The sequence below is a fragment of the Flavobacterium melibiosi genome (assembly GCF_048158545.1).
GTDB lineage: Bacteria > Bacteroidota > Bacteroidia > Flavobacteriales > Flavobacteriaceae > Flavobacterium > Flavobacterium melibiosi.
In genome coordinates, this window is record NZ_JBLNKU010000017.1 from 54,931 (window position 1) to 69,869 (window position 14,939).

The window sequence follows — 14,939 nt, forward strand, 5'->3', positions numbered from 1 at the left end:
TTCATGCAAGCATCCATTTTAATCGTTTCAAAAAACCGAAAAGCAGCACTCGAAAAAACTTTAACTGTTTTACAAAGTTTGATTGATTTATCTGTACATGAGGTCTTGGTTTTTTTGGATGGTTGTATGGATGAATCCTTTTTGTTGAAATCGCAATTTGATTGGGTAAAATGGGATTCGTCTGAAAAAAGTATAGGGGCATCTCCAGCGCGGAACGTTTTATATGAAAAAGCAAAAGGGGACATATTAATCGGTTTAGATGATGACGCTCATCCGTTGTATGTTGATTTCATTGAAAGAACAGTTGCTGTTTTTGAAAAAAATTCTAATGTAGGAGTTTTGGCGTTTGAAGAAATTAAAGGCGTTTTTAATTCAGATGAAGAGGCTTTAGCTCACCATCAAGAGGCTTTAGAAGAGTATTTCTGTAGTGAATTTGTAGGTTGTGGTTTTGCCATTAGAAAAGAAGTATATGAGGCTACGAATGGATTTCCGGTTTGGATAGACATTTATGGGGAAGAATCTTGTGTTGCTATTGAAGTTTTAGCCCAAGGCTATGCTATTTTGTATACTAATAGTATTGCAGTCAATCACAGAGTTGATAGGACGATGCGAATGCAAATGGGAAGAAATTATTTTAGATTTGGGAAACAATTAAAGAATACCGCCTTTTATTATTTAGTGTATTATCCTTTTCCGTTCTTTAAAATAGCTAAGTTATTTTGGCATAATTTCAAAAAATATGCTTGTAGTGATTGGATCTATTTTAAAATCTACTTTCAAAGTATGTTTGAAATACTGATTTTTTTGCCACGATTGATGTCATATAGGAACCCGATTGATTCTAAAATTCTGGCGAAAATACGTCAACTGCCCAGTCCTAAATTTTAAAAATAGTTTTGGGTTTTTTACTAAAATGAAAACAATCATTTTAAAAACAACCAAATTAGTATATTTGGGTTCCAATTAAACAATCACAAAATGAAAGAAATAGGTATACTTCCGCTTCGTAAAGATTCCAAAGGGATTCTCGGAAAAACAAAGCTAAATGATGGTGTCACTCCTTTTTTTCTAAACCATGTTTTTTCTGAAAATTGAAAATTGGATTTTCAATTTTTATGATTTTTGATTACATTTTTACGGGCAATTATTTAAATTCTTTTTTTGCCTGGGTTTTTGTCTTAAAGGAGATGTGAAAAATAATGCTTTTGTTTATTAGTAATATAACTGCGAGTAGGAGTTTTTTTATTGCAGATAAGAATAATTAATTTAAATAAATATGAAATATAAAGAAATTGCATTTAGGAATTACAAACATTTTTGTAGTTTGGAAGGTTGTGATTATATCGCAAGTGAATTTGCATTAGAAACTATTTTAAAGTTGATAAAAGAGTTTAATGTTTCAAATGTTTTAGAGTTAGGATTAGGTATTGGCTCTATTTCTGATACAGTTTTCAAATTTGCTAAAAACAGTAACTTGACCATAGAATATGTTGGAACAGAAAAGAATGATTTTTGTTTAAACGCATTGTCTAAGAATGTGGAAGATTATAAAAAAATTCATTTATTTTCTGAATTGAATGAAATAGAGAATAAAAATTTTGAATTTATTATTATTGATGGCTATGATAACTCGTTCAATGAAATAGAGAAATATTGTGTTAAAAATTCAATACTCTATGTTGAAGGTGCTAGAGGAGTTCAGACAAAAAAAATTCTTGATATTTTTCCGAAAAGTTTATATGTTAATGTCATTACGCTAAAAAAGAATCCACCTTATGCACATGAAGGTAGAAGTGTTGATAGTTATATTGGAGGTGGGCAATTAATTTTTACTGATCCTACCTTTAAAATGAAATTATTTTGGTTCAAAGAAAAATTTTCAACTTTTATAAAGAGAAAATTAAGAGATTAAAAACACTAAATTAGGACTCATTTTCTTTAGTAAAGTTCTCTGTCTGAAACAAGGTGTGACATAATTTAAGGATAATCCTAAATTCAATTATTTGACTAATTTTGATAAAGGTAAAAATATATAACAATGAAAAAAATAGGAGTTATACCGCTTCGTAAAGATTCCAAAGGAATTCCGGGAAAGAATAAGAAGAAAATGGTGGGACGCCCGTTATTTTCATGGGTACTCAGCGAAGCAATTTTTTCGGAATTGGATGAAATTTATGTGTTTACTAATGATGTCGAAATTATTAGCTATGTAGAAAGGGAATACCATTGGACGAATAAGGTATTTGCTTTGTTGCGTAACGAAGAAAATGCCAATGATACTGCTTCAACCGAGAGTACCATGATGGAATTTTCAGAGAAAATTAATCATGATTATGCTGTTTTATGTTTGCTTCAAGCCACTTCCCCGTTAACTAGAGCGGAAGATATTAATAAAGTATTGGATAAAATCAGCACAGAAAAATATGACAGTGCCCTTAGTGTGGTCAATACGCATCGTTTTACATGGAATAGTGATGGAACCCCTCAAAATTACGATGTGTTCAACAGACCCCGAAGACAGGATTTTGAAGGTTTGTTGATTGAAAACGGGGCGGTATATTGCACTACAAAAGAAGCGTTTTTGAAATCGAATAACAGGGTAAGCGGTACTATTGGATTGGTAGAAATGCCAGAGGAAACTTTGATGGAGATTGATAGCCGCTCTGACTGGAATAGTATCGAAAATCTACTGATGGAGCGACAAAAAGCAATGAAAACCAATCAAAGGATTCAATATTTGGTGCTGGATGTAGACGGTGTTTTTACAGATGGAGGTGTCTATTATAATGAAGCGGGAGAAATGGCCAAAAAATTTGATATGCGGGATGGTATGGGATTAGAAATTTTAAGAGAAAATAATGTTGAAGTGATAACATTGACTTCTGAAAATTCTAAACTGGTAGCACAACGGATGCTAAAACTTCAAATTAAAGATGCTTTTTTTGGCGTTAAAGATAAATATTCTTTTTTAAAGCAATTTCTTGCCACTAAAAATAGTAGTTTTGGAGCCGTTGCTTATGTTGGGGATGATGTGAATGATTTGACAAATATGCTTAGTTCAGCTTGGTCTTTTGCTCCGGCAAATGCAACAGCAATAGTGAAATTAAACGCTGATTTTGTTCTTGGCAGTACCTCTGGAGCAGGAGCTATTAGAGAAGTTTGTGAAACGATAGTAAAGTATAATAAAAGATATGACTGAGTTTAAAAAACCTTATGTAATTGCTGAGATTGGCTGCAATCACAAAGGAGATATAGAAATTGCAAAAGAATTGATAAAGATTGCCAAGATATTTTGTAATGTTGATGCGGTTAAGTTTCAAAAAAGGAACAATACCGAATTATTGACCGAAGCGCAATACAATGCACCACATCCTAATGCCAGTAATTCGTATGGAGATACTTATGGTGCGCACAGGGAATTTTTAGAATTTGATGTAAACCAACATGCCGTACTTAAACAGTATTGTGAATCAATAGGGATTACCTATTCCACCTCAGTTTGGGACACGACTTCCGCCAAAGAAATAGCTTCGCTTCATCCGGAATTTATTAAAATACCGTCAGCCTGTAATAATAATTATGAAATGTTAGGCTGGTTGTGCGACCATTACCAAGGAGAAATTCATATTTCGACTGGGATGACCACTAAAGACGAAGCGGATACTTTAGTTCATTATTTTGTTGAAAAAGGCAGGAATAAAGACTTAGTGTTATACAATTGTACTTCAGGCTATCCGGTACCCTTTGAGGATGTATGTTTATTAGACATTAATTTGCTGAAGCAAAAATATGGTGACACCGTAAAACATATTGGTTTTTCCGGACATCATTTAGGAATAGCGGTAGATGTAGCCGCTTACACGTTGGGAGCTAACATTATTGAAAGACATTACACGATTGATCGCACTTGGAAAGGTACCGATCATGCTGCTTCCTTAGAACCTATGGGATTGCGAAAATTATCACGAGACTTAAACGCTGTTCATAGTGCTTTATCCTTTAAATCAATGGATATTTTGCCTATTGAACAAGTGCAAAGGGATAAGTTAAAGAATAAAAAAGTATAGATTTTTTTAGTCAACAAAGCGTAGCGAGATTACATCTGTATTTTGGCTAAAAGCTTTGTAGGAATAATAAAAAGGGGTGTAGGTTATGGTCATTTCGACGCAGGAGAAATCACACTTGTTGCTCTTGATTTTGTTGCTCTCGTTATGTGATTTCTCCTGCGTCGAAATGACAAAAAAAATAACTTTTGTGTTGTCATTTTTTCTCTTTCTTAATCACATTTTTTTCTTTTTTATTGTTATTACTCCTTTGTCGGAAGGACAATAAATAACTGTTGTTATTTTTATCGTTTTTGCATTATGGCTGTTACTCTCGTTATGTGATTCCTCCTATGTCGGAATGACAAAAAGGAGTGTCGGAATGACAAAAGAGAGTGCAGGCTGTGTCATTTTGACGCAGGAGAAATCACATTTGTTGCTCTTTTTTTCTCTTGTTGTGTAATTTGTTTTTTGTCGGAATGACAATAAATAACTGTTATTGTTTTTATCGTTTTTGTATTATGGCTGTTACTCTCGTTATATGATTCCTCCTATGTCGGAATGACAAAAAGTTAAATTAAATTTGTTTATTAGCTTTTACAAAATACTAAACAGTAAAACGTATGTATGAATTAAATGAGGGGTATCATACGTATTATGTTTATATTATTACGAACAAATACAGGTCTACTTACTATATAGGTATGACAAACAACTTAAAAATAAGATTAGAACAACATCATCAAAATATACTTACAGGGAATAAAACATTTGCTTCAAAATACAGTTTGGAATTTTTAATTTATTATGAAAAATTTACTTGAGTGCAACAAGCTATTGCTAGAGAAAAGGAGTTAAAAGGATGGAGAAGAGATAAAAAAACAAATTTAATTCGTTCGTTTAATTCAAATTTTGAGTTTTTGAATCATCGTTTTATGAAGTTGGAAGTGATTCCTCCTATGTCGGAATGACAAAAAGGAATGTGGGCTGTGTCATTTCGACGCAGGAGAAATCACATTTGTTGCTCTTTTTTTTCTCTTGTTGTGTAATTTGTTTTTTGTCGGAATGATAAGAAATAACTATTATTGTTTTTATCGTTTTTGCATTTTGGCTGTTACTCTCGTTATGTGATTCCTCCTATGTCGGAATGACAAAAGGGAGTGTCGGAATGATAAAAGAGAGTGCAGGCTGTGTCATTTCGACGCAGGAGAAATCACATTTGTTGCTGTTTTTTACTCTTGTTGTGTAATTTCTATTTTGTCTGAATGACAATAAATAACTATTGTTTGTTACTCTCGTTGTGTGATTTACTTCGTCTGTTCGCTAAAGCTCGAGTCTCCTTTGTCGGAATGACAAAAGAATAAGTCTTGTGTGATTTCTTCTTTATGCCATTTAAAACATAAGTAATCAGAGAATTAAATTTTCCCAAAAACAATCGCTATAATTTAGTTTAAACCTCTTTTTTTTCTCAATTTTGCTTTTGGAATAGAATAGGAATTCATTAAAAAATACTATCAGGCAGTCTCCTTTTAAAAATCTTCAAGAATGCGAAAATAGTTTGACCATTAATTTATGAGTAAAAAAATATTTGTTTTTTTTCCAGATGGCGTAGGTTTACGCAATTTTGCGTTTACACAATTTAAAGCCTTGGGAGAGCAAAAAGGACACCAAATTGTATATTGGAATAATACTGTTTTTTCTCTAAAAGAAGAGCTGGGTTATGATGAGGTTACAATTGAAAATCATAGTATCCATCCCTTAACCCCAATTTATTCCCGTATTCGAAAACACATCGAACTTAATGTTTCTCAAAATAAGTTTAATGATAAAGTGTACGCTACCTATAAATTTCCGTTTAGTTACAATGGGCTAAAGAATACCTTAATAACGTTTTATACCAAGTTGTTAATAGGGCTTAATTCTTCGGAAAAAGGGATTGTTCGCATCCGCAAACGAATTAATAGTTTAGAACGTTCTACTGAAAAATACCAGTATTGTAAGGCACAGTTACAAGAGCATCAACCGGATTTGGTGTTTTGTACCACACAACGGGCCACGCAATCTATAAGTGCTTTATTGGCAGCTAAAGATTTAGGAATTCCTACAGTGGCTTTTGTATATTCCTGGGACAATGTGCCTAAAGCTATGCAAGTGGTGGAAACGGATTACTATTTTGTTTGGAGTGATTTAATGAAATCAGAAGTTTTAAAATACTACTCTTTTGTAAAAGAATCCCAAGTTATCGTGACGGGGACGCCACAGTTTGAACCGCATTATGATAGCCGATTGTTGCAACAAAGAGACGTGTTTTTTGCCGAACATAATTTAGATACCGCTAAAAAATACATTTGCTATTCCGGTGATGATGAAACGACTTCACCTTTAGATCACTATTATTTAGAAGATTTGGCTCATGTGGTACGCAGTTTAAATACCAAAGGCAAAAACTTGGGGATTATTTACAGGAAATGCCCTGTTGATACTACTACCAGATATGATGCGGTTCTTGAAGCGAATACGGATATTATTACCGTTCTGGATCCTATCTGGAAACCCATGGGGAAACAATGGAATGAAATTTTGCCTACCAAAGAAGATTTTGCCCTATTGTACAATGTTTGTGCCCATTCAGAATTGGTAACCAATGTGTGTTCCTCAACAGTTTTTGATTTTGTGGCACACGATAAACCCTGTATTTATTTCAATTACGAGCAACCACAATTAAAAAAAGGGATTCGCGATATAGGACAGAATTACAAATACGTTCATTTTAGGAGTATGCCCAGTCAAGAGGCTGCTGTATTTTGTAGCGATAAAAAAGAGTTGGAACATTTGGTCAATGAAATCTTAGACGGAAAATTATCAAATGTTCCTGATGGGAAAAAATGGTATGAAATTGTGGCTGGTGCCAATCCAACACAGGCCTCAGCGAGTATTTGGTCTGCCATTGAAAATTGTATAAAAAAATAATATGTTTTTTAATTCTCTAACCTTTGCTGTTTTTTTACCCATAGTTTTTTTGCTCTATTGGTTTGTTTTTAATAAAACTAAAAGCACTCAAAATGCAGTACTCATTATCGCCAGTTATTATTTTTATTCCTGCTGGGATTGGCGTTTTTTATTCTTGTTAGTGTTCTCCACCTTTCTGGATTATTATACGGGCATTCGTATTGAAAAGGCTAAGACCGAATTCGGTCGAAAGTTTTGGTTTTGGCTGAGTATTGCGGTCAATTTGGGCTTTCTAGGCATATTCAAATATTACAATTTTTTTGCTGCTTCTTTTTCGGAATTGTTGAATGGGGTGGGATTACAAACAACACCTTTATTACTAAACGTTATTTTACCCGTGGGGATTTCGTTCTACACCTTTCACGGATTATCGTATGTAATCGATATTTATTTAAAAAGAATCAAAGCCGAATATAACTTCGTTGATTATTCCTTGTTTGTCAGTTATTTTCCATTGTTGGTCGCTGGTCCCATAGAGAGAGCCACGCACTTATTGCCACAAGTAAAAGTGAAACGCCACTTTGACTATGAAAAAGCCAAAGAAGGGGTATATCAATTCGTTTGGGGCTTGGTCAAAAAAGTGGTTATAGCAGATACCTGCGCTACGTATGCCAATGCCATTTTTGATAATTATGAATCTATGAATTCGCTATCATTGTTATTGGGAGCAGTTTATTTTGCCTTTCAGATATATGGAGACTTTTCCGGTTATTCAGATATGGCGCTGGGGATGTCTAAGTTGTTTGGAATCGATTTGCTGCGTAATTTTAATTATCCCTATTTCTCTCGTGATATCGCTGAGTTTTGGCGTCGATGGCACATTTCTTTATCGTCTTGGTTTCGGGATTATTTATACATTCCTTTGGGAGGCAGCAGTGGTGGTATGGCTATGAAAATTCGCAATACCTTTGTCATTTTTTTGGTTAGTGGTTTTTGGCATGGCGCTAATTGGACCTTTATTGCTTGGGGTTTTATTAACGCGTTGTATTTTTTACCGTTGTTGCTTTTAAAAAAGAATCGTTCCAATATGGAAACGGTGTCGTTGCAATGGGATTGGACATCGCTGAGAGTTTTTGGAAGCATGATCAGTACTTTTGGTTTGACCTGTCTGGCCTGGGTGTTTTTCAGGGCAAAATCGATAGGAGAAGCATTTGATTATATTGGACGTATTTTTTCCAATCAGAGCTTTCAATTGCAATACCTAGAAAACGAGCGATATAATCACGAGATCATTATTTTAGTCGTTGCTTTTATTTTGGTCGAATGGAATAGTCGAACACAAATTGAGCCGATTTCAGGAAGATTCAGTAGTTTGAAATTAGCGTTATGCATTGCTGCGATTGTGGCGCTGGGAACGTACTCCGATTACAAAGAATTTATTTATTTTCAGTTTTGATGAGAAATTTTCGTTTACCCCGACCCTAAAGGGAGCCGAAAATTTAGAGCGATCTTGAAATAGTATAACGTTCTCTTTCTTTTTTCCACCCTTTAGGGCGGGGAAAGAAAAAAGAAAATAGGGGGTTTAGTGTAAATTTTCGTTTTACCCCGACCCTAAAGGGAGCCGAAAATAGGGGGTTTAGTGTAAATTTTCGTTTTACCCCGACCCTAAAGGGAGCCGAAAATAGGGGGTTTAGTGTAAATTTTCGTTTACCCCTGCCCTAAAGGGAGCCGAAAATTTTAAAAAAAGTAATATTGTTTTTGAATTAAAACTATTTTATAAGTTTATGGATAAGAATCCGTTTCAACCAGATGATATGTGGAAAGGTGCATCTCCGCAGATTTTTTCAAATGCAAAAAAATTAAGAGAAAATCAAACAGCAGCTGAAGAAAAGCTGTGGTTAGCAGTAAAAAATAATCAGATAGAGGGATATAAATTTAGGAGACAACATCCTCTTAGTATTTATATTGCTGATTTTTATTGTCATGCCCTAAAGTTAGTAATTGAGGTTGATGGAGGATATCACCTGGACGAAGAGCAACGGCTTTTAGATGAAAAAAGAACAAGTAATATCGAATTTCAAGGATTAAAAGTGATTCGATTCACCAATGAGGAAATACTATTGCAATTGCCGGAAGTTATTGATAAAATCAAGGCGTTTATTAAGATAATGTCGTAAATTTTCATTTTCCCCGACCCCTAAAGGGAGCTGAAAATTTAGAACATTCTGGAATACGATGAGGGTGTTTTTTTTTCCTCCCTTTAGAGCTGGGGCAAGAAAAAGAAAATAGGGGGTGTTAAATTTTCGTTTTACCCCGACCCTAAAGGGAGCTGAAAATTTAGAATATTCTTTTGGTTGGGGTATAAATAATAATTAGAATGAATTCATAAATATAAAAGAGAAAAAATCAACAATGAAGCAGTTTTTAATTTTTACAATCAAAATACTTTTGATACTCTTTTTGCTGTTGGTGGTGTTGGATGTAGTGTATACTCGAGTATATTTACAATCCTCCAATAGAGGAAAAATAGACTATGTTTACAACTCAGGCGCTCAACAGTATGATGTGATCATATTGGGTTCTTCCAGAGCCAATAATCATTTTGTAGCTCCGATGTTTGAGGAAAAAGGATTGAAAGCTTTTAATTTTGGAATGAGTGGTTCTCATTTGTTCGAGGCTTCTTTAATGCTGAAATTAATGGTAGAGCGAAAATATAGTATAAAAAATCTAATTTTAGAGACGGATTTGAATTTATCCAATGAGCATCGATCCGAAGGGATTTCGTCAAAATTTATGCCGTATATCCATCATTCTAAAACTATAGCGGCGCATTTTTCTGAAGAGCAGGATTTTAATTCATTGTATTTTATTCCTTTTTATCGTTATATAGCCTTTGATTCACAAATAGGGTTTCGCGAGATGTTTTTTAATGCTATTCATAAAAAAACAGTTCATCTAGATAATCGGGGATACTATCCGTTAGGCAACAAAAAGGGGAATATGAAAAATGACATACGTGCTTTGATGCCACTTCAAAACAAGTATTATGAAGAAATAAAGGGAATATGCAAAGCCAATAATATCAATCTAATAGCTGTGATGACGCCGATGTGTACGAATACAAAAGGATTGAATTATTTTGAAAAAGTAAATCAAATTTATCCTGAAATTCACAATTATGAAAATGCGGTTGAAGGAGATCGATATTTCTCCTCCTGTGGGCATCTGAATGATACAGGAGCGAGGAAGTTTACCGCTGTAATAATGAGTCATTTTTTTAAAAAATAAATATGAAAATTGCATTTCTGACACCTGAATATCCACACCCCAAAACCGGAAGTTCCGGAGGTATTGGTACGAGCATCAAAAACCTAGCGATGGGATTATTGACAGAAGGCTGTTCCGTTCGTGTTTTGGTATATGGTCAAAAAGAAGAGGGTTTTTTTGATGATGATGGTATTTGTATCCAACAAATACGGAATGTGAAACTCAAAGGATTGTCGTGGTATCTTACCCGAAAAAAACTTCAGAAAATAATTGATGGTTTATATGAAAACAAAAAAATTGATTTGGTAGAAGCACCAGATTGGACGGGTATTACTTCTTTTATATCTCCAAAAAAATGCCCTATCGTGATTCGATTGAACGGTTCGGACACTTATTTTTGTCATTTGGATCAGCGTCCCGTAAAGCGGAATAATAAATTCCATGAAAAAAGAGCGCTGCAAAAAGCGGATGGTTTGCTTTCAGTAAGTCAGTTTACGGCTGATAGGACCAATCAACTTTTTGGATTAGGAAAAAAGTTCACAATAATTCCTAATTGCATTGATACTGATTTATTTGGGAAGAACGTTTATCCTGATAATTTAAGTTTTTCTGGCTCTCTATCCTCTGGAGAGGTCCCGGCAGCATTCGGGAGGAGAGAGGATACCATTTTATATTTTGGCAGTTTAATCCGGAAGAAAGGATTACTGGAATTGCCATACATTTTTAATGCGGTGATCAATAAATACCCTACCGCAAATCTTGTTCTGGTGGGAAGAGATGTTCCGGACATTATTTCAGGAAGTCCTTCAACTTGGCAGATGATGGAGGGACTGTTTACGGAACAGGCAAGAAAGAAAGTCCAATATTTGGGAAGTGTACCCTATCAGAATATAAAAAAGCAAATCAATGAAGCCACAGTTTGTGTCTTTCCATCCTTTGCGGAGGCCTTGCCTGTTTCCTGGATTGAAGCGATGGCGCTGCAAAAACCTATTGTAGCTTCCAATATCGGTTGGGCCACTGAAGTGGTGGATGACGGTATCAATGGGTTTTTGGTGCATCCCACCGATCATCCGGAATACGCCAATAAAATTATTGAGCTACTGGAAAATGTCAATTTGCAAAAAGAATTTGGTGTCGCAGCGAGAAAAAAGGTGACTGAAAAATTTAGTATGGCAATCGTTGCACAACAAAGTATGTTGTTTTACAAAACCTTAATATAATAAGTTTTGATTATTGTATACCATATAAATGATAAGATTACAGCCGTAGTGACTTCAGATAATCAAAAAATAGAATTTGATTATCAAGGAACTATTGCGGGTGGTTTACAGGAGCTCGCACAACAATTTCCAGACAGAAAAATACTTTGGTGTCATTCAGCGGTTAAAGAACAGTTGAATTTAGCGGCTATAAAAACGCTGTTTCACCATGATAAAATGATGCTCTCTTTTAATCCAAACACCAATGATTATTTTGGAAATAAAATAGGCTATGTGGAAGCGTCATTATTCATTAATGTCAACAAAAAAGTGTCGTATCCAACTTGGCAAATGAGCAGTGTTGTAGGGATTGTGCATGCATCTGTTTTGAATGCGATCAAGGATAAAACAGGTAGTGATGCTAATTTTGATTATTATTTAAATTCTCTGGCAAAATTGTGTATGCCTTTGGGTTTACTCTGCTATTCTGAACCTCTACTTTTAAAACAAGGAGAGTCCATAGCAAGTCCAAAAGCCAGTGTGTATTTGCTTTTTCGGTTTGTGAAGCAGCATTATAAAACCCAGTGGGTGTTTTTATTGTTATTAAATTTGGTTCTATTTGAAAGGAAATTTCCTGTACTGTCTTTTATCTATTGTTTTTTTTACAAAAATAGGAGTACTAGAAATATAAGTCTCGATGACATAAAAGCGGAATCTTCACTAAAAGTTATTGATAAAAGAACTTTAGATGTCATTATTCCGACCATTGGAAGGAAAGAACAGTTGTATGATGTGTTATTGGATTTAAAAACACAAACGTATTTGCCAAAAAATGTCATAATAATAGAGCAAAATCCTGCAGTAAATAGTGTTTCTGAGCTGGATTTTTTAACTTCGGAAAGTTGGCCATTTCCTATAAAGCATACTTTTACCCATCAGGCAGGTGCCTGTAATGCCAGAAATATAGGTTTAAATCAAATAACAAGCGAGTGGGTATTCTTGGCAGATGATGATATTAGAATTGGAGAAGACTTTATCGAAAAGGCACTTGAACATGTTGCAATATTAGGTGTAAAAGCAGTTTCGATTAGTTGTTTGCAAAAGGGAGAGAAGCTGACGTTTAATACTGTTTTTCAATGGGGAAGTTTCGGTTCGGGATGCAGTTTTGTTGCGACAGAAGCTTTAAATAATTGTAATTTTAATATGGGTTATGAATTTGGATTTGGAGAAGACAGTGATTTTGGGATGCAATTGCGAAATCAAGGGCATGATGTATTGTACTTACCCGAACCTGAAATTTTGCATTTGAAAGTACCTATAGGGGGTTTTAGGACAAAGCCCATATTAGAATGGCATAAAGAGGAGGTACAGCCAAAACCTTCTCCAACAGTCATGTTGTATCAAATCTTGCATAATACACAAGAACAACTTTTTGGCTATAAAACAACATTATTTATAAAATATTATAAATATCAAAAGGTTAAAAATCCATTTAGCTATTTTAAAATGTTTCAAAAACAATGGAATCAAAGTGTATTTTGGGCAAATGAATTAAAAAAGACATCATGAAATTTTCTCTAATTATATGCACCTATATGCGGCCGGAACCTTTGATTCAATTGTTGCAATCGGTTCGGAAGCAAACCGTATACCCTGATGCAATTTTAATTGTAGATGGTTCCACAAATGATGAAACGGGAATTGTTTTAAAACAAAATCAATTTGAAGGACTAAATTATTTTTTGGTGCCATCGGAACACCGTGGACTGACCAAACAGCGGAATTATGGTATTCAAAGAGTTGGAAACGATATGGATATTGTTTGTTTTCTCGACGACGATGTCATTTTGGAAACGGATTATTTTCAACAACTCCTTAAAACCTATCAAATTTACCCGAATGCTTTAGGAGTCGGGGGGTATATTATAAACGATACCAAATATGAATTTGTAGGGAATCAATACCAAGCCCCAATTAATGAATTTTATTTTGATGGCTGGAAGCGAAAAGACGGCAGCCGATTTATACTCAGAAAGAAATTAGGATTGGATAGTGATTGTCCTCCCGGTTTTTCGCCTTTATTTTCTCACGGAAGGAGTGTTGGTTTTTTGCCCCCCAATGGGAAAATTTATGAAGTTGAACAATTAATGGGCGGGGTCTCCTCTTTTAGAAAAAAAATATTTGATACGCTGCAATTCTCCACTTATTTTGAAGGCTATGGCTTATATGAAGATGCTGATTTTTCAATACGGGTCGCTGAAACAGGTAAATTATATATAAATACAACGGCGAAATTAAATCATTATCATGATGCCTCCGGAAGGCCTAACCAGTATGAATACGGTAAAATGGTGGTGCGTAATGGCTGGTATGTGTGGCGAACTAAGAATCCCAAACCCCAGTTTGATGCCCAATTAAAATGGCATTCCATCACGATACTTTTGACTATTATACGATACAGTAATACTTTCACGACTACTAAAAAAAAGGAATCCTTTACGGAAGCATTAGGTAGGACAGTAGGATGGTGGAGTTTATTATTGAATAAACCAAAGAATATATAAAAATATATTTTTGTATATTCGGATAATTGTGAATTTATAAAAAGGATGTTGATTTTGAAATGAAAGACTATATTTAAAGATGGATAAATACATAAAATGTAAAATTTGTGAAGGAGAAGTGAAATTAATAAACAAGAAATGCAATTTGATACAATGTAGAAATTGTGAATTTATTTTTTGTTCAACAATTTATTCACAAGCAGAATTTGTAACTGTTTATGACGAATTATATAATAAGGAGAATGCTGTTTACAGTAATCACTCTATTGTAGAGTATGAAATGCTTTTAAACAATAAAAGAATTAATGTTGGGTTTCACCGATCCAGACTCTTAAAAAAACATGTTTTAAATAGAAAATGTAAATCTGTCCTAGAAATAGGAAGTGGAATAGGTTTAATAGGTTGCTATATTCGTAAAAAAAATGATAGTATTAAATATACAGGTGTAGAAATTGATAAAGAATCATTTGATAAATCGCAATTTTTAAAACTAAATACAATACATGCTGATTTTACAGCGATAGATAAAATAGAAGAATCTTTTGATGTTATTATGTTATGGGAAGTAATAGAGCACTTACAGGATTTAAAATTATTTTTGGAGTTGGCTTATGAAAAAATAAATAATAATGGAAAAATTATTCTTTCTACTCCAAATTACAATAAGATTTATAATTATCCAAAAAGGAAAGAAAATTCTATATTTCAAGATAAACCGCCCATTCATTTGAATTTTTTTACAAAAGAAAATATCACCGCTATTTTTGAAATTAATAAGTTTGTAAAATGTAAGGCTACAGTAAAGAAATTTCCATATCTTGAAATTAAAAGTAAAAATTTTTATATTAATTTTTTTAAATCTTTTTTTTATCATTATCATGGTTCAACTATTTATTTTGAAGCAACAAAAGCATAAA

General features: G+C 33.9%; 13 protein-coding genes. All 13 read left to right on the forward strand.

Annotated elements, in window-relative coordinates:
• Positions 1 to 3 precede the first annotated feature (3 nt).
• The 13 genes from ACM55F_RS17225 to ACM55F_RS17285 all read left to right on the forward strand — a co-directional run bounded on the left by ACM55F_RS17225 (position 4) and on the right by ACM55F_RS17285 (position 14,938).
• Positions 4 to 888 (forward strand): glycosyltransferase family 2 protein, encoded by an 885-nt coding sequence (locus tag ACM55F_RS17225; protein WP_416855057.1) that lies wholly within the window; start codon positions 4 to 6, stop codon positions 886 to 888.
• A 388-nt stretch (positions 889 to 1,276) separates the two neighbouring features.
• Positions 1,277 to 1,912, forward strand: coding sequence for a hypothetical protein (locus tag ACM55F_RS17230; RefSeq protein WP_416855058.1), 636 nt, complete (start codon positions 1,277 to 1,279; stop codon positions 1,910 to 1,912).
• A gap of 126 nt (positions 1,913 to 2,038) precedes the next feature.
• On the forward strand, positions 2,039 to 3,199 hold the full coding sequence (locus ACM55F_RS17235; protein ID WP_416855059.1) for a cytidylyltransferase domain-containing protein: 1,161 nt from the start codon (positions 2,039 to 2,041) through the stop codon (positions 3,197 to 3,199).
• Positions 3,192 to 4,067 carry an N-acetylneuraminate synthase family protein gene (locus ACM55F_RS17240; RefSeq protein ID WP_416855060.1) on the forward strand — a complete coding sequence of 292 codons (876 nt, stop codon included), beginning with the start codon at positions 3,192 to 3,194 and terminating at the stop codon, positions 4,065 to 4,067. Before ACM55F_RS17235 ends, ACM55F_RS17240 begins: the two co-directional genes overlap by 8 nt.
• A 599-nt stretch (positions 4,068 to 4,666) precedes the next feature.
• The gene (locus ACM55F_RS17245) at positions 4,667 to 4,867 is read left to right on the forward strand and encodes a GIY-YIG nuclease family protein (RefSeq protein ID WP_416855061.1); all 201 of its coding nucleotides are present in this window, start codon (positions 4,667 to 4,669) and stop codon (positions 4,865 to 4,867) included.
• 748 nt (positions 4,868 to 5,615) lie between these two features.
• Complete coding sequence (locus tag ACM55F_RS17250) at positions 5,616 to 7,013, forward strand: glycosyltransferase family protein (protein WP_416855062.1); 1,398 nt, start codon at positions 5,616 to 5,618, stop codon at positions 7,011 to 7,013.
• A 1-nt stretch (position 7,014) separates the two neighbouring features.
• Positions 7,015 to 8,448, forward strand: coding sequence for an MBOAT family O-acyltransferase (locus tag ACM55F_RS17255; RefSeq protein WP_416855063.1), 1,434 nt, complete (start codon positions 7,015 to 7,017; stop codon positions 8,446 to 8,448).
• Between the two features lie 328 nt (positions 8,449 to 8,776).
• Positions 8,777 to 9,169: an endonuclease domain-containing protein gene (locus ACM55F_RS17260; protein ID WP_416855064.1), complete on the forward strand. Its 393-nt coding sequence runs from the start codon at positions 8,777 to 8,779 to the stop codon at positions 9,167 to 9,169.
• 235 nt (positions 9,170 to 9,404) lie between these two features.
• Entirely contained in the window at positions 9,405 to 10,280 is an 876-nt protein-coding gene (locus ACM55F_RS17265; protein WP_416855065.1) for a hypothetical protein, read from the forward strand.
• A 2-nt stretch (positions 10,281 to 10,282) separates the two neighbouring features.
• Positions 10,283 to 11,479, forward strand: a complete 1,197-nt coding sequence (locus ACM55F_RS17270) for a glycosyltransferase family 4 protein (protein WP_416855066.1) — start codon at positions 10,283 to 10,285, stop codon at positions 11,477 to 11,479.
• 6 nt (positions 11,480 to 11,485) lie between these two features.
• Positions 11,486 to 13,027 (forward strand): glycosyltransferase family 2 protein, encoded by a 1,542-nt coding sequence (locus tag ACM55F_RS17275; protein WP_416855067.1) that lies wholly within the window; start codon positions 11,486 to 11,488, stop codon positions 13,025 to 13,027.
• Positions 13,024 to 14,022: a glycosyltransferase family 2 protein gene (locus ACM55F_RS17280; protein WP_416855068.1), complete on the forward strand. Its 999-nt coding sequence runs from the start codon at positions 13,024 to 13,026 to the stop codon at positions 14,020 to 14,022. The genes ACM55F_RS17275 and ACM55F_RS17280 overlap by 4 nt, the downstream gene beginning before the upstream one ends.
• Before the next feature lie 79 nt (positions 14,023 to 14,101).
• Positions 14,102 to 14,938, forward strand: coding sequence for a class I SAM-dependent methyltransferase (locus ACM55F_RS17285; protein WP_416855069.1), 837 nt, complete (start codon positions 14,102 to 14,104; stop codon positions 14,936 to 14,938).
• Position 14,939: the final 1 nt, after the last annotated feature.